This window comes from Massilia sp. Root133, assembly GCF_001426525.1.
GTDB classification, from domain to species: domain Bacteria; phylum Pseudomonadota; class Gammaproteobacteria; order Burkholderiales; family Burkholderiaceae_D; genus Telluria; species Telluria orientalis.
In genome coordinates, this window is record NZ_LMEW01000023.1 from 304571 (window position 1) to 322216 (window position 17646).

8 protein-coding genes are annotated in these 17646 nt (G+C 65.1%); all 8 read left to right on the top strand.

Annotated features, from left to right (window positions below):
- Positions 1–155 precede the first annotated feature (155 nt).
- The 8 genes from ASD28_RS17250 to ASD28_RS17285 all read left to right on the top strand — a co-directional run bounded on the left by ASD28_RS17250 (position 156) and on the right by ASD28_RS17285 (position 17596).
- Positions 156–3023 carry a TonB-dependent receptor gene (locus ASD28_RS17250; RefSeq protein WP_056130526.1) on the top strand — a complete coding sequence of 956 codons (2868 nt, stop codon included), beginning with the start codon at positions 156–158 and terminating at the stop codon, positions 3021–3023.
- A 90-nt stretch (positions 3024–3113) separates the two neighbouring features.
- On the top strand, positions 3114–4625 hold the full coding sequence (locus tag ASD28_RS17255; protein WP_056130529.1) for a tryptophan halogenase family protein: 1512 nt from the start codon (positions 3114–3116) through the stop codon (positions 4623–4625).
- A gap of 258 nt (positions 4626–4883) precedes the next feature.
- Entirely contained in the window at positions 4884–7544 is a 2661-nt protein-coding gene (locus ASD28_RS17260) for a TonB-dependent receptor (RefSeq protein WP_056130531.1), read from the top strand.
- A gap of 352 nt (positions 7545–7896) precedes the next feature.
- Positions 7897–10707 carry a TonB-dependent receptor gene (locus ASD28_RS17265; protein WP_229412401.1) on the top strand — a complete coding sequence of 937 codons (2811 nt, stop codon included), beginning with the start codon at positions 7897–7899 and terminating at the stop codon, positions 10705–10707.
- 125 nt (positions 10708–10832) lie between these two features.
- Positions 10833–12590: a DEAD/DEAH box helicase gene (locus ASD28_RS17270; protein ID WP_056130537.1), complete on the top strand. Its 1758-nt coding sequence runs from the start codon at positions 10833–10835 to the stop codon at positions 12588–12590.
- A gap of 199 nt (positions 12591–12789) precedes the next feature.
- Positions 12790–14124 carry an MFS transporter gene (locus ASD28_RS17275; RefSeq protein ID WP_056130541.1) on the top strand — a complete coding sequence of 445 codons (1335 nt, stop codon included), beginning with the start codon at positions 12790–12792 and terminating at the stop codon, positions 14122–14124.
- 72 nt (positions 14125–14196) lie between these two features.
- Entirely contained in the window at positions 14197–15849 is a 1653-nt protein-coding gene (locus tag ASD28_RS17280; protein WP_056130544.1) for an alpha-D-glucose phosphate-specific phosphoglucomutase, read from the top strand.
- Positions 15850–15913: 64 nt separating this feature from the next.
- Positions 15914–17596 carry an alpha-amylase family glycosyl hydrolase gene (locus tag ASD28_RS17285; protein ID WP_056130548.1) on the top strand — a complete coding sequence of 561 codons (1683 nt, stop codon included), beginning with the start codon at positions 15914–15916 and terminating at the stop codon, positions 17594–17596.
- Positions 17597–17646 lie beyond the last annotated feature (50 nt).

Below are 17646 nucleotides of genomic sequence, written 5' to 3' on the forward strand. Positions count from 1 at the left end.
ATCGAAGGCAAGTCACGTTGACAGTGAATCTAGTTTTAATACAGAATCCTTGACAGAACGTACGTACTTATAAACGTTTGCTTTCTGGCTCCCGGAGCGGGCTCAAGCTGCCGTCGTCGGGAAAAACAATGAGATCTGATGATTTGAGGGGACAAATGAAGATTTTTAATGGCAAGCACGCGCGTAACATCAATGGCGCACTTGTGTTCAAGCTGAGCCCGGTTGCCGCCGGTTGCGCCGTGTTCCTGTCGGCGCTCGGCACCAACGTCTACGCCCAGGACGCCGCCGTCTCGCAAGCCGCCCAGGCGACGGACGCCAACGGCAACCCGGTCAGCACGGTGACCGTGACCGGTATCCGGCGCGGCATCGAGGCGGCCATCTCCATCAAGAAGAATTCCAACTCCATCGTCGAAGCGATCTCGGCGGAAGACATCGGCAAGCTGCCGGATGCCACCGTGGCCGAATCGATCTCGCGCCTGCCGGGTGTGACCGCGCAGCGCGACAAGTCGTCGGGCCGTGCTTCCGCGATCTCCGTCCGCGGCCTGTCGCCGGACTTCAACGGCACGCTGCTGAACGGCCGCGAGCAGGCGTCGGCGGGCGACAGCCGCGGCGTCAAGTTCGACCTGTACCCGGCCGAAATGCTGGGCACCATCACGATCTACAAATCGCCGGACGCCAGCCTGATGGGCCAGGGCATCGCCTCGACCATCGACCAGCGCACCGTGATGCCGCTGGACTTCGGCAAGCGCACCGTTGCCGTCGGCTACAAGGCCATGCGCTTCGGTGAGCACAACAACGGCCTGGGCACCGGTACCGGCTACCGCTCCACCCTGACCTACATCGACCAGTTCGCCAACCGCACGATCGGCGTGGCCCTGGGCGCCGTGAAGTTCAACGACACGGGCGCCGAGCAGTTCCAGGCCGACGGCTGGGGCGGCGGCGCGGGTTCGGCCACCTACAACGGCCAGGCCGTCAAGGTCCCGAACGGCTTCAAGACCGACGTCCAGCGCGACCCGCAGACCAACAAGGGCGTGATGGGCATCCTGCAGTTCCGCCCGAACAAGGACTTCGTCACCACCGTCGACCTGTTCCACTCGAAGAACACCGACAACACCAAGAAGACCGGCCTGGAAGGCTCCGTCTGCGGCAGCACCGGTTCGTACGACCCGAATGGCGTGCTGACCAACGCCACCATCGTCGACGGCGTGGCCACCTCGGGCACCTGCACGAACTTCAAGGGCGACGTCCGCAACCACATCGAAGCCGTCACCGACACGCTGAATTCGTGGGGCATCAACAGCCGCCTGCGCCGCGAAGGCTGGACCGTCACCGGCGACATCGCCGGTTCCAAGGTCACGCACGACTCGAACCGTTATGAAACGACGGCCGGCCAGCCGGGCAATGCGACGAACCTGTCCACCATCTCCTGGACCGGCTACAACGGCAAGGACAACCTGGCGCCGACCTACACGACGTCGCTGAACTACGCCGACCGCGGCCAGGTCGTCCTGACCGACCACGCCGGCTGGGGCGGCGGCCTGACCGGCAACCCGCAGGCCGGCTACGTCGCCGTGGGCACGACCACCGACGAGATCAAGTCGTACCGCCTGTCCGCCAAGCATGACATGGAGCTGGGTCCGCTGACGGCCGTCGAATTCGGCGTCAACCGCACCAACCGCAGCAAGGGCCGCGACCAGAACGAAGGCAACCTGGTCGTCGGTACCGGTCCATACGGCTCGGCACCGGTGCCGGGTACGGACGTCATGGTGACGCCGCAGTCCGGCATCCCGGTCGTCGCGTGGAACCCGCTCGGTTCGCTCGGCACGGTCTACCAGCTGCTGCCGAAGGTCGACCAGCCGATCCAGACGGACAAGAACTGGGACGTGTCGGAGAAGGTCTCGACCGGGTACCTGATGGGTAACCTGGAAGGCGAGCTGTTCGGCCTGTCCTACCGCGGCAACATCGGCGCGCAGTACATCCACACGAACCAGAGCTCGACAGGTACCGTCGTCGACACGAGCAAGTGCGCCGGCGTCGCCGGCCAGGCTTGCCCGGCCTACGTCGTGCGGGGGCACCACTCGTACAACGACTTCCTGCCGAGCATGAACCTGGGCTTCGAGCTGCCGTACGACCAGATGTTACGTGTCGGCCTGGGCAAGACGCTGTCGCGCACCAAGATGAGCGACCTGCGTCCGGGCGGCGGCGTGAGCCTGAACACGTCGTTCCACGACGGCCCGATCCTGTCGGGCAGCGCCGGTAATCCGAACCTGGAACCGTTCCGTGCCAAGGCGCTGGACCTGTCGTGGGAAAAGTACTTCACCGTCAACGGTGCCAAGGGCTATGTCGCCGTCGCCGGCTTCTACAAGAAGCTCGACACCTACGTGCTGACCGTGCCGAAGACCGTCGATTTCGCGACGAGCGGCCTGCTGAGCGCCAAGACCCCGCTGCCGGCGTCGGGTCCGAACGCCGGTTCGACCGTCGGTATCCTGAACACCCCGGTCAATGGCACGGGCGGCAACATCAAGGGTATCGAGCTGACCGCGTCGCTGCCGTTCGCCATGTTGTCGAAGTACCTGAGCGGCTTCGGCGTCGAGGTCAACCACTCGAGCACCCTGAGCTCGGTGAACCTGCTGACGACGGGCCTGACCGTGATCGACACCGGCGGCGTCGCGACGATCCCGCTGCCGGGCCTGTCGCGCCAGGTGACCAACCTGCGCCTGTACTACGAAGCGCATGGCTTCCGCGCGTCGATCGCCGCCAAGCACCGCAGCGACTTCCTGGGCGAGATCAGCGACTTCCAGGACAACAACCAGCTGACCTTCATCCGTGGCAACACGACGGTCGACGGCCAGCTGACGTACGAGTTCGGCGACAACACCATGCTGAAAGGCCTGTCGCTGACGGCCGCGGTGAACAACTGGACGAACTCGCCGTTCATCCGTTACGCCGCGAACCCGAGCGAGATCGCCGAGAAGATCACGTTCGGCCGTACGTACAGCCTGGGCGCGAGCTACAAGTTCTAATCCGTTATCCTGTCGACGTCGACAGTTAATTGGAACACCCCTGCCGGCCCTGGTCAGCAGGGGTGTTTTTTCATGATCGCGAGACCGAGCATGCAAGTACCTCATCTGAACACCATCGTCATCGTCGGCGGCGGCACCGCCGGCTGGATGACCGCCACCGCCCTGGCCACCGCGCTGCGCGGCCGCTACCGCATCCGCCTCGTCGAGTCCGACGAGATCGGTATCGTGGGCGTCGGCGAGGCCACCATCCCGATGATCCAGCGTTTCAATACCGTCGCCGGCATCGACGAAGCCGAGTTCCTGAAAGCCACCAACGGCACCTTCAAGCTCGGCGTCGAGTTCGTCAACTGGGGGCGCCTGGGCGACCGCTACACGCACGGCTTCGGGCGCCTGGGCCAGGACCTGTGGATGGTCGGCTTCGAGCAGTACTGGCACAAGATGCGCGCGCTGGGCCAGGCGCGCGACCTGGCCGATTACTCGATCACGCGCGCCGCCGCGCGCGCGAACAAATTCATGCTGCCGCGCACGGACCTGGGCAATTCGCCGCTGGGCGAGATCACCTACGCCTACCACTTCGACGCGGGCCTGTATGCGCGCCACCTGCGCAAGCTGTCGGAAGCGCGCGGCGTGGAGCGCACCGAGGGAAAAATCGTGCGCGTGACGCGGCGCGGGCACGACGGCCACGTGGACGCCGTCGTGATGGAAAACGGCGAGCGCATCGAGGGCGACCTGTTCATCGACTGCTCGGGCTTCCGCGGCCTCCTGATCGAGCAGACCCTGGAGGCGGGCTACGAGGACTGGAGCCATTGGCTGCCGTGCGACCGCGCCCTGGCCGTGCCCTGCGAATCCGTGCCCGCGCTCACGCCGTACACGCGCGCGACCGCCCACAAGTCGGGCTGGCAGTGGCGCATCCCGCTGCAGAACCGCATCGGCAACGGCCACGTCTACTGCAGCCGTTACATCAGCGACGACGAGGCGGCGCACGTGCTGCTGTCCAACCTGGACGGCAAGCCGCTCGCGGACCCGCGCCCGATCCGCTTCACGACGGGCATGCGCAAGAAGGCGTGGGACAAGAACGTGGTGGCGATCGGCCTGTCGAGCGGTTTCCTGGAGCCGATCGAATCGACGAGCATCCACATGATCCAGGACTCGATCCAGCGCCTGCTGGACTACTTCCCGGACCAGGGCTTCAGCGCGACGGACGTCGAGGCGTACAACCGCCTGTCGCGCTTCCACTACGAGCGCATCCGCGACTTCATCATCCTGCACTACCACGCGAACCAGCGCGACGACGCCGCATTCTGGCAGGCGTGCGCGCGCATGGAGATTCCGGCCACCCTGCGCGACAAGATCGACCTGTTCCGCACGCACGGCCGCCTGCGCCGCGTCGACGGCGAACTGTTCACGGAAGTCGGCTGGCTGCAGGTGCTCGTCGGGCAGAACATCCATCCGCAAGCGTATCACCCGCTGGTCGACGTGCAGTCGGAAGAGGGCATCCGCGAGTACATGGAAGGCGTGGCGGACGTGATCCGCCAATGCGTCGATTTCATGCCCGATCATGCGGCCTTCATCGACGGGTATTGCAAGGCACCGAAGATGTAAGTGTTTTTACTTGGAAATTTGTACTCGAACTACATTTATAAGAAGTATGTATTTACTAGAATTGCTTCTAAAACCCCTTTTTCTGGTGCATTTTGTGGGTGAAAACCACAATCTCTTCATTTAAACCTATGTCTCGTTGACATGTAATCTAGTTTTAATACAGAATCGGTTCCGAACGTCCGAGCCCGTGGCCGGCGCACGCTTCGGTAAAAGGCTGACGTTCCTCTTATAAGCACACTGATTCTGTCGAGGGGACATATGAAGATTTCGAAGGGCGGTCAGCCCGTATTCCAACTGAGCCCGGTCGCCGTGGGTTGCGCCATGTTCCTGGCGCTCGCGGGCGCCCAGGCATCCGCGCAGACGCAGGCGGCCGACGGCGTCCAGGCGGCGCCGGTCAACACCGTCACCGTCACCGGCATCCGCCGCAGCATCGAGGACGCGATCGCCGTCAAGCGCGATGCGACCAGCATCGTCGAGACCATCTCCGCCGAGGACATCGGCAAGCTGCCGGACATCAGCATCGCCGAATCGCTGGCGCGCCTGCCGGGCCTGTCGGCGCAGCGCGTCAACGGCCAGGCGCAGCAGATCAGCATCCGCGGCACGTCGGGCGACCTGTCGACCGCGCTGCTGAACGGCCGCGAGCAGGTCAGCACGAGCGCGAACCGCACCGTCGAGTACGACCAGTATCCGTCCGAGCTGATCAACGCCGTCACCGTGTATAAAACGTCGGACGCATCGCTCGTCGGCCAGGGCCTGTCCGGTACGGTCAACCTGCAAACGATCAAGCCGCTGTCGCTGCGCGAGCGCGTCGTCACGCTGAACGTGCGCGGCGAGAAGAACAGCCAGGGCAAGCTCAGCACCGGCTCGAAGGACAAGGGCAGCCGCATCAGCGCGTCGTACGTGGACCAGTTCCTGGGCCGCACGCTGGGCGTGGCGGTCGGCTACGCACGCGCCGACAAGCCGAACGAGTCGAAGCAATTCGAGACCTGGGACTGGGTCGACAATACGTCGTCCGTGCCGGGCAAGACCGTCAAGGTTCCGAAAGGCATCAAGTCGCTGGCGCAGACCGGCAACCAGGTGCGCGACGGCCTGATGGGCGTCGTGGAATGGCACCCGATCCGCGAATTCACGTCGACGATCGACGCGTACCACTCGCGCTTCAAGCTCGATGAAGACCGCCGCGGCATGGAAGTGCAACTGACCGACGACGGCAACGTCTCGTTCACGCCGGGCACCATCAACGGCAACGGCGTCATGACGGCCGGTACCGCCAACAACGTCAACCCGGTGGTGCGCAACAACCACTACCGCCAGAACGACACGCTGACGGCCTACGGCTGGAACAACAAGTACATCGCGGGCGACTGGACCTTCGTCGCGGACCTGAGCCACTCGCAGGCCGACCACAAGGAAGAACTCGACGAGATCAACACCGGCCTCGCGGCGCGCCAGACGATGACGTTCGACTACGCGAACGGCACCATCCCGAACATCGGCCTGACCGGCGTGTACGACAACCCGGCGCTGCTCGCCATCGGCGGCCAGTACGGCGACGGCTACGTCAACGCGCCGCACCTGAAGGACAAGCTGAACTCGTTCCGCCTCAGCGCCGAATACCGCTTCGACAGCAAGCTGTTCAACAGCGTCGAATTCGGTGTCAACGCGTCCAAGCGCGACAAGCAGAAGCAGCACCTCGAGACCGGCTTCACCAAGCTGGGCACGGGCGCCATCGCCGCCGGCGCCGTCAACGGCTCGCAGTCGCTGTACGCGCTGCCCGATACGCTGAGCTGGGATATCCCGGCCGTGCTGGCGCAGAACTTCGGTCCGTACACGCCGGCCGTGCTGGTGCCGTGGGGCGCGACCAAGAACTGGACCATCACCGAGAAGGTCCAGACCGCCTACGCCAAGCTGAACATCGACACCGAACTGATGTCGATGCCGCTGCGCGGCAACGTCGGCATCCAGGCCGTGCACACCGACCAGAGCTCGACCGCCAAGACGCTGCGCGCCTGGCCGTTCGCCGACCTGGTGCCGCTCACCGACGGCAAGAAGTACAACGACTATCTGCCGAGCATCAACCTGATCTGGAGCCTGCCGGAACAGCAGATCATCCGCTTCGGCGCCAACAAGACCCTGGCGCGTCCGCGCCTCGACGAATTGAACGCGTCGCGTGAAGTCGGCCTGACGCACCAGAGCACCGGTACGCCTTACGGCAACGGCGGCAATGCGCAGCTGGATCCGTGGCGTGCGAACGCGGTCGACCTGTCGTGGGAAAAATACTTCGGCAACAAGGGCTATGTGCAGGTGGCGGGCTTCTACAAAGACCTGAAGTCCTACATCTACACCGTCACCGAGCCGCGCGACTTCTCCGAGTACCAGCTGCAGGGCGCGACCAGCAACATCGGCACGATGACCCAGCCGAAGAACGGCAACGGCGGCAAGCTGCAAGGCCTGGAACTGGCCGCGTCGGTGCCGCTGGACATGTTCACCCCTGTGCTGTCGGGCTTCGGCATCACGGCCAACGCGGCGTTCACGACGAGCGAGATCTCGATCAAGAACCAGAGCTTCGGCGACATGAGCATCCCGCTGCCGGGCCTGTCGAAGCGCGTGTTCAACGTGACCGCCTACTATGAGAACGACGGCTTCTCGGCCCGCGTCGCGCAGCGCTACCGCAGCGACTACGTGGCCGAGATCGGCGGCGTCGGCGGCGCGACCGAGCTGACGTTCACGAAGCCGGACCGCGTCGTCGACCTGCAGCTCGGCTACGACTTCAAGCAGGTCAAGGGCTTGTCCGTGCTGTTCCAGGTGAACAACCTGACCGACACGGCGTTCCAGACCTACTCGGGTTCGACGGACCGTCCGCGCGGCTACACGAAGTACGGCCGCCAGATGCTGTTCGGCTTCAATTACAAGCTGTAATCGGTCGGAGGCGCCCAGCCTCCGACGCAGTCTCCATGCCCCTTGCCGTTGTTGCGGCAAGGGGCATTTTGTTGGTGGCGCAGCGGAGGATGGTCTTCCATAGCTGCGTCATGCATGTATTTTTGCTACAACAATTTCCTTCAAATTTTCTTCATAAACAGAGCGATTATCTCTATTTGTTGCAAAACTACATTTTTTGATTGGCATTCCGTCTACGTTAATTTCAGAATCGACCTCGCTGTTTGAACGCTGGAGCCGGCTGTGCTTCCGCACTTGATCACATCAAAAAGACTCGAGGGGATACATGAAGATTCTGTGTAGCAAACATACGGTGGGAGAACATGCGACGTGCGTGTTCAAACTGAGTCCGGTCGCCGCCGGTTGTGCCGTATTCCTGTCGGTGCTGGGCGCCAACGTCCAGGCACAGGATGCGGTACAGGCGCTGGACGCCAACGGCATCCCGATCAGCCAGGTCACCGTGACGGGCATCCGCCGCGGCATCGAGGCGGCCATCTCGATCAAGAAAAATTCGAATTCCATCGTCGAGGCGATCTCGGCGGAAGACATCGGCAAACTGCCGGACGCGACCGTCGCCGAGTCCGTCTCCCGCCTGCCGGGTGTGACGACCCAGCGCGATGCCCGCACGGGCCGTGCCGCGTCGATCTCCGTGCGCGGCATGTCGCCCGACTTCAACGGCACCCTGCTGAACGGCCGCGAACAGGCGTCCGCGAGCGACAGCCGCGGCGTCCGTTTCGACCTGTACCCGGCCGAGATGCTGGGCACGATCACCGTGTACAAATCGCCGGACGCTACCCTGATGGGGCAGGGCATCGCCTCGACCATCGACCAGCGCACCGTGCTGCCGCTGGACTTCGCCAGGCGCACGGTCGCCGCCAGCTACCGGGCGCAACGCACCGGCGCGCACAACGAGGACCTGGGCAGCGCCAGCGGCTACCGCACGTCGCTCGCCTATATCGACCAGTTCGCCAACCGGACGGTCGGCGTGGCCCTGGGCGTCGTGAAGTTCAACGACAACGGTCCCGAGCAGATCAACGACGACGGTTGGGGCGGCACGACGAGCACGGCGACGTACAACGGCCAGACCGTGACGGTGCCCAACGGCTTGCGGACGGACGTGATCCACAACCCGAACACCAATAAAGGCCTGATGGGCATCCTGCAATATCGTCCGAGCAAGGACTTCCTGACGACCATCGACCTGTTTCACTCGAAGAACACCGACAGTCCCAAGCGCACCGGTTTCGAAGGGTCGACCTGTGGCAGCACGGGTGGATATGACCCGGTGGGCGTGCTGAGCAACGCGAACATCGTCGATGGCGTGGCCGTGTCCGGCACCTGTTCGAATTTCAAGGGCGACATCCGCAACAACACGGAGGTCGCGGTGGACACGCTGAATTCCTGGGGCATCAACAGCCGCCTGCGCCGCGGCGACTGGACCTTCACCGGCGACGTGTCCGGGTCGCGGGTCAGGCATGACTTCACGCGCTACGAGACGACGGCCGGCCTCGTCGGCAACACGCCCGACGCCGACCTGGACAGCATCTCGTGGACCGGCTTCGACGGCCGGAGCAATCTGTCCGCGTTGTACAAGACCGCCCTCAGCTATGCCGACCGCAGCCGCATGCTCCTGACCGACGTCGACGGCTGGGGCGGCGGCCTGACGGGCACCCAGCAGTCCGGCTACGTGGCCATCGGCGCCACGATCGACGAGATCAAGGCGGCACGCTTCGGCGTACGGCATGACGTGGAGCTGGGACCGCTCACCGGCATCGAATTCGGTCTCAACCGCACCAATCGCACCAAGAGCCGCGACACGGACGAAGGCAGCCTGCTCATCGGCACCGGACCGTACGGCGCGGCGCCCATGCCGGGCAGCGAGACGGTCGTGACGCGCCAGTCGGGCATCCCGGTCGCGTCGTGGAACCCGCTGGGGTCGCTCGGCTCGGTCTACCACCAGCTGGCGAAGGTCGACCAGGTGATCCAGACCGACAAGAACTGGCACATCTCGGAAAAGGTCTCGACCGCGTACGTGATGGGATCCCTGGAAGGCGAGCTGTTCGGCCTGCCGTACCGCGGCAATGCCGGTGCCCAGTACATTCACACGAGCCAGGGCTCGACGGGCCTCATCGTCGACAACGGGCGTTGCGCCGGTGTCGCCGGCCAGGCCTGCCCGGCCTACACGATCGCCGGCCACCATTCGTACAACGATTTCCTGCCGAGCCTGAACCTGAACGTCGAACTGCCGGCCGACCAGGTGCTGCGCCTGGGCATCGGCAAGACCCTGTCGCGTCCGAACATGAGCGACATGCGCCCGGGCGGCGGCGTGGGGCTGGACGCGACGAATCCCGCGGGGCCGATCCTGGCCGGCGGCTCTGGCAACCCGAAGCTGGAACCGTTCCGTGCGAAGTCGTTCGACCTGTCGTACGAAAAATACTTCGAGGCGAACGGCGCCAAGGGCTACGTGGCGATGGCCGGCTTCTACAAGAAGCTCGACACCTATATCCTGCGGGCGCCGCAGCGTGTCGACTACGCGTCGACCGGCTTCCTGGTGTCCGGCATCCCCCTGCCGGCGACCGGCCCGAACGCCGGGTCGACGGTCGGCATCCTGACCGCGCCGACCAATGGATCGGGCGGCAACATCAAGGGGCTGGAACTGACGGCGTCGCTGCCGTTCGCGATGCTGACCCGCTACCTGGGCGGCTTCGGCATCGAAGCCAGCTATTCGAGCACCCTGAGCTCGGTGACCTTGCCGCGCAGCGGCATCACGGTGATCAGCAACGGCAGCGTCAACGCCATTCCGCTGCCGGGCCTGTCGCACACGGTGACGAACATGCGCGTCTACTATGAAAAGGCCGGCTTCCGCGCGTCGATCGCCGCCCGCAAGCGTGGCGACTTCGTGGGCGACATCCACGACTACAAGGACGACGCGAGCCTCACTTACATCAAGGGCAACACGACGGTGGACGGGCAGCTCACGTACGACTTCGGCGACACGACCATGCTGAAGGGCCTGTCACTCACGGCGGCCGTGAACAACTGGACCAATTCGCCGTACATCCGCTACAACGGCGACCCGAGCAGCGTGGTGGAAAACGTCCGGTTCGGCCGCACCTACAGCCTCGGTGCAAGCTACAAGTTCTGATCCGCCAGGCGTTGTTTCATGCGCGGATGTCGCTGCCGGGCGTCATCCGCGCGAAATTCTGGCAGCGGGGGAGGGCCTGAAGTAGTAAACTGTGTGATTGCTTACGATTTTTGAAGATTCCCTTTATGCATGACACACAGCTCCAGACGTTCGCCGATCTCGATATCCCCGCCCCCATCCTCAAGGCATTGAAGGAGGTTGGCTACGAGACGCCGTCGCCGATCCAGGCGGCCACCATTCCTCTCCTGATGGAGGGACGTGACGTGCTGGGGCAGGCGCAGACGGGCACCGGCAAGACGGCCGCCTTCGCGCTGCCTGTGCTGTCGCGCATCGACGTCAAGAATCCGGCCGTGCAGGCCCTCGTGCTCGCGCCCACGCGCGAACTCGCGATCCAGGTCGCCGAGGCCTTCCAGAGCTATGCCGCGCACCTGAAGAACTTCCATGTGCTGCCGATCTACGGCGGCCAGAGCTACGGCCCGCAGCTGTCGGCGCTGCGCCGCGGCGTGCAGGTCGTCGTCGGCACGCCCGGCCGCGTCATCGACCACCTCGACAAGGGCTCGCTCGACATCTCGCAGCTGAAGACCCTCGTGCTGGACGAGGCCGACGAAATGCTGCGCATGGGTTTCATCGACGACGTCGAACGCATCCTGCAGGAGACGCCGGAAGGGCGCCAGACGGCGCTGTTCTCGGCCACGATGCCGCAGCAGATCAAGCGCATCGCCAAGACCTACCTGAACGAACCGAGCGAGGTGACGGTCGCCGCCAAGACGACGACGGCCACCAACATCACGCAGCGCTACTGGCTCGTCGCGGGCCTGCAGAAGCTGGACGCCCTCACGCGCATCCTCGAAGCGGAGCCGTTCGACGGCATGATCGTTTTCGCGCGCACGAAGCTCGGCACCGAGGAACTGGCGAGCAAGCTGCAGGCGCGCGGGTTCGCGGCGGCCGCCATCAACGGCGACATGGCCCAGCAACAGCGCGAGCGCACGATCGAGCAGCTCAAGAACGGCAAGATCGACATCCTCGTCGCCACCGACGTCGCCGCGCGCGGCCTGGACGTGGAGCGCATCAGCCACGTGATCAACTACGACGTGCCGTCCGACCCGGAAAGCTACACGCACCGCATCGGCCGCACGGGCCGCGCCGGCCGCAGCGGCGACGCGATCCTGTTCATCACGCCGCGCGAGCGTGGCCTGCTGAAGGCGATCGAACGCGCCACGCGCCAGCCGGTGGCGCCGCTTACGCTGCCCACCATCAAGGCCGTCAACGAAGTGCGCATCACGAGGTTCAAGGAGCAGATCGGCGAGACGCTGGCCGCGGGCGGCCTGGACGTGTTCCGTTCCCTGATCGAGGACTTCGAACGCGAGCAGAACGTGCCCGCGATCGACATCGCGGCCGCGCTGGCCAAGCTGTATCGCGGCGACGAGCCGCTGCTGCTGGAAAAGCCGGACCGCGAGCCCAAGCCGGAATTCCGCGAGCGCGAGGAACGTCCGGCGCGCGCGGGCCGTGAAAGCTTCGGCGACGAGCGCCCGGCCCGTGCCGGCCGGGAAGGTGAAGGCCGACAAGGCTTCAAGAAGGAGCGCGTGATGCGCGCGCCGGAAGAGGGCATGGCCACGTACCGCATCGAAGTGGGCCACTTCCACGGCGTCAAGCCGGGCAACATCGTGGGCGCCATCGCCAACGAAGGCGGCGTGCCGTCGAAGGAAATCGGCCGTATCGAGATCTACGACGACTTCAGCACGCTCGACATGCCGGCCGGCTTGCCGCAGGACCTGCTCGACCACCTGAAAAAGGTGTGGGTGGCGGGCCAGCAGCTGGGCATCACGCGCGACGGCGAAGAACCGCCGGAGAAAAAGCCGGCGAAGCGCAAGTTCCGCAAGTAAACACCGGGGTCAGAGCCCGATTTTTGGCAATTGCCCAAAAACGGGCTCTGACCCCGAAGTGTCGATCTGTTGTTTGACTACATTTTCTGTGGCTTCCCTTTAGATTCAGGGCTGTTATCGCATTGACACCCAGAAAACCCCATGTTACTTTGCTACATGTGGCAGCCTGGCGGGAGTCCAGGCGCGTTAGGGGACACAGATGGAAATGCAAACACATGCGCTCAAGCCGCGGCTGACGTTCTGGCAGCTGTGGAACATGAGCTTCGGCTTCTTCGGCATCCAGTTCGGCTTGGCGTTGCAGAACGTGAACACGAGCCGGATCTTCGCCACGCTCGGCACGTCGATGGACGACCTGGCCCTCGTCTGGCTCGCGGCGCCCGTCACGGGCCTGCTCGTGCAGCCGGTGATCGGTTACCTCAGCGATAACACGTGGCACCCGCGTTGGGGGCGCCGCCGTCCGTTCTTCTTCCTCGGCGCCGTGCTGGCCGCAACGGCCCTGTTCCTGATGCCGAATTCCGTCGCCGTCTGGATGGCCGTCGCCATGCTCTGGCTGATGGATGCCTCGATCAATATTTCGATGGAGCCGTTCCGCGCCTTCGTCGGCGACAAGCTCGACACGTCGCAGCAGACGGCCGGCTTCGCGATGCAGACCTTCCTCATCGGCTGCGGCGCCGTGATCGCGTCGCTGCTGCCGATTCTGTTCGCCGACGTCCTCGGCGTCTCCAACGTGCCCGTGAACGGCGCCGTGCCGGATTCGGTACGCTACTCGTTCTACGTCGGCGGCGCCGCGTTCCTGCTGGCCGTGACGTGGACCGTGTTCACGTCGACCGAACTGCCGCCGCCGGACCTCGACCGTTTCGAAGCCCAGCGCAAGCATTCGCGCAACTTCGGCGTCGCGCTGCGCGAGATCATGAGCGGCTTCGCGCACATGCCGAAGACGATGGTGCAGCTGGCGTTCGTCCAGTTCTTCTCGTGGATCGCGCTGTTCGCGCTGTGGATCTACACCGGTCCCGGGATCGCCGACAACGTCTACAACACGACGGATCCGCTGTCGCCGGGCTACCAGAACGCGGGCAACTGGGTCGGCGTGATGTTCGCCGTCTACAACGGCATGTCCGCCCTGGCTGCGTTCGTGCTGCCCGTGCTGGCGCGCCGCACGAGCCGCAAGGCGTGCCACGCCGTCTGCCTCGCGATCGGCGGCCTGTCGCTGGCCAGCGTGTTCTTCATCCACGACAAGCATCTGCTGCTGATCCCGATGCTGGGCGTGGGCGTCGCGTGGGCGAGCATCCTCACGATGCCGTATGCGATCCTGGTCGCCGCGCTGCCGCCGAACCGCATGGGCTATTACATGGGCCTGTTCAACTTCTTCATCGTGATTCCGCAGATCGTCAGCGGTCTCGTGCTCGGCTGGTTCACGAAGCATATGTTCGGCAACCACGCGGTACTTACGCTGGTGCTGGGCGGCGTGTCGATGGTCATCGCGGCCGTGCTGGCGCTGTTCGTCACCGACCGGGCGGAACGCGCCGCCCACTGATAGCGGCGCCATCGTCGGGACGAGTGTCGTATCCTTACGGGTTTGACAACACACCCCCGACAGGAGCACAACATGACAATTCAGACGATTGCGACGACCCCGTTCGCCGGGCAACGCCCCGGCACGTCCGGGCTGCGCAAGAAGGTGACGGAGTTCCAGCAGCCCGGCTACCTGGAAAACTTCGTCGAGGCCATCTTCCTGACGCTGGGCGCGCTGGGTAATGTGCAGGGCCGCACCCTGGTGCTCGGCGGCGACGGCCGCTATTTCAACCGCGACGCCATCCAGACCATCCTGCGCATGGCCGCCGCCCACGGCGTGGGCCGCGTGCTCGTGGGCCGCGGCGGCATCCTGTCCACGCCCGCGGTCAGCTGCGTGATCCGCAAGCGCGCCGCGCTGGGCGGCATCGTCCTCTCGGCCAGCCACAATCCCGGCGGCCCCGACGGCGACTTCGGCATCAAGTACAACATCGACAACGGCGGCCCGGCGCCCGAAAAGATCACCGACGCGATCTACGAACACACGAAGACGCTGGCGTCCTACCGCATCAGCGACGCCGGCCCGGTCGACCTCGACAGGATCGGCAGCATCCGCATCGAAGACATGGAAGTGGAGGTGATCGATGCCGTGTCCGACTACGCCGAGCTGATGGCCGGCCTGTTCGACTTCGACGCCATCCGCGCCCTGTTCCAGCGCGGCTTCACGATGCGCTTCGACGGCATGCACGCCGTCTCCGGCCCGTACGCGAAGGCCATCATCGAAGGCATGCTGGGCGCGCCCGCCGGCACCGTCGTCAACGCCGAGCCGCTGGAAGATTTCGGCGGCCACCACCCGGACCCGAACCCCGTCAACGCGGCCGACCTGATCGCGCTGATGGACGGTCCGGACGCGCCGGACTTCGGCGCCGCATCGGACGGCGACGGCGACCGTAACATGATCGTCGGCCGCAAGCTCGCGGTGTCGCCGTCGGACAGCCTCGCCATCATCGCCGCCAACGCGACCGCCGCGCCGGGCTACCGCGACGGCATCAAGGGCATCGCGCGCTCCATGCCGACGTCGCAGGCCGCGGACCGCGTGGCCGCCGCGCTGGGCGTCTCCTGCTTCGAGACCCCGACCGGCTGGAAGTACTTCGGCAACCTGCTCGACGCGGGTCTCGCCACGCTGTGCGGCGAAGAGAGCTACGGCACGGGCTCGATGCACATCCGCGAAAAGGATGGCGTGTGGGCCGTGCTGTTCTGGCTGAACCTGATCGCCGCGACGGGCAAGTCCGTGAACGAGATCGTGCAGGCCCACTGGGCCCGCTTCGGCCGCAACTATTATTCGCGCCACGACTACGAAGCCGTGGACGCCGGCGCCGCCAACGCGATGATGGACGACTTGCGCGGCAAGCTTCCTTCGCTCGCAGGCCAGACACTGGGCGAAGGTGAGAATAACTACCGCGTCCAGCTGGCCGACGATTTCACCTACACCGACCCGGTCGACAACTCCGTGTCCACGCGCCAGGGCGTACGCATCGTCATGACGGACGGCTCGCGCATCGTGCTGCGCCTGTCCGGCACCGGCACGGAAGGCGCCACCGTGCGCCTGTACCTGGAACGCTACGAGGCCGACCCGGCCCGCCACGACCTCGACACCCAGCAGGCGCTGGCGCCGCTCATCGCCATCGCGGAGCAGGTGTCGGGACTGAAGGCGCGCACGGGCCGCGAGCAGCCGAGCGTGATTACGTGACCCCGAACCCCGTCGTTCCCACGCAGGCGGGAACGACGTTTATAACCACTAACAGGACACCCGCATGAAACTACCCGTTCTCGCCGCCTCCCTGATGCTCGCCTTCGGTGCCGCCTCGGCCGCGCCCGACCTGTCGCCGGTCAAGGGCAAGCCGTTCACCTGGGATAACGCGACCGTCTACTTCATCGTGATCGACCGCTTCAACAACGTCGATCCGTCGAACGACCACGCCTACGGCCGCAAGAACGACGCGGCCGTGGCGCGCGGCTTCATGGGCGGCGACCTGGCCGGCATCACGGCGAAGATCAAGGAAGGGTATTTCACGGACCTGGGCGTGGACGCGCTCTGGATCTCGCCGCCGGTCGAGCAGATCCACGCGTCCACCGACGAAGGCACGGGCGTCAGCTACGGCTTCCACGGCTACTGGGCGCGCGACTTCACGGCCGTCGACGCCAACGCCGGCACCGGGAAGGACGTGCGCGACCTCGTCGAGGCGGCGCATGCGCGCGGCATCCGCGTGCTGCTCGACGTCGTGATGAACCATACCGGTCCGGTCACGCCTGAAGACACCGTGTGGCCGGCGGACTGGGTGCGCACGTCGCCGACCTGTACCTTCAAGGACGTCAAGGGCACGGTCGATTGCACGCTCGTGAAGAACCTGCCGGACATCCGTACCGACAGCAATGCGAACGTCGACCTGCCGCCGTTCCTCGTCGCGAAGTGGAAGAAGGAAGGGCGTTACGAGCGCGAAACGAAGGAGCTGGACGACTTCTTCAAGCGCACGGGCTACCCGCGCGCGCCGCGCTACTACCTGATGAAATGGCACGCCGACTGGGTGCGCAAGTACGGCTTCGACGGCTTCCGCGGCGACACCGTCAAGCACACGGAACCCGGCGTGTGGAAAGACCTCAAGAAGGTCGCGAGCCAGGCCTACGAGGACTGGAAGCGGACACCGGCCGGCAAGGAGGGCATCGAGAAGATCGGCAACCAGCCGTTCTTCATGGTGGCCGAAGCGTACGGCCACCCGATCGCGGACGGCCGCCCGTTCGCCTACGACGACGGCACGAAGGTCGACTATTACGACAACGGCTTCGACAGCATGATCAACTTCGCGCTGCCGGGTGACGCAACCCAGAGCTACGAGACGCTGTTCTCCAAGTATTCGGGCCTGCTGAACGGTCCGTTGAAAGGCGTGACGGTCCTGAACTACCTCGACTCGCACGACGACGGCCACCCGTTCGACGCCATGCGCGCGCACCCGTTCGAGGAAGCGAACAAGCTGCTGCTGGCACCGGGCCAGGCCCAGGTCTATTACGGCGACGAGACGGCGCGCGTGCTGAAGATCGAGGGCGCAACCGGCGATGCGAACCTGCGCTCCTTCATGAACTGGGACCAGTTGAAGAACAACGCCCAGGTCGGCCTGCACGGCGTGGCCGAGGTGCGCGACTACTGGGCGCGCCTGGGCCGCTTCCGTCACGCGCATCCGGCCGTGGGCGCGGGCGTGCACCAGATGATCGCTTCCAGCCCGTACACGTTCAAGCGCACGTACGAGAAGAACGGCGTCTCCGACCGCGTCGTCGTCGCCCTCGACCTGCCGCAGGACCGCACGGTGGCCATCCCCGTGGCCGGCGTGTTCGGCGACGGCCAGACGGTGCGCGACGCTTACACGGGCAAGACGGCCGTCGTCATGGGCGGCAAGGTGCAGTTCGATATGCGCGCACCGGTGGCGCTGATTTCGCAGGATTAAACCAGCGTCGACACGGTAGGGTGGACATTTGAGGCCGGGGGCCTCGAATG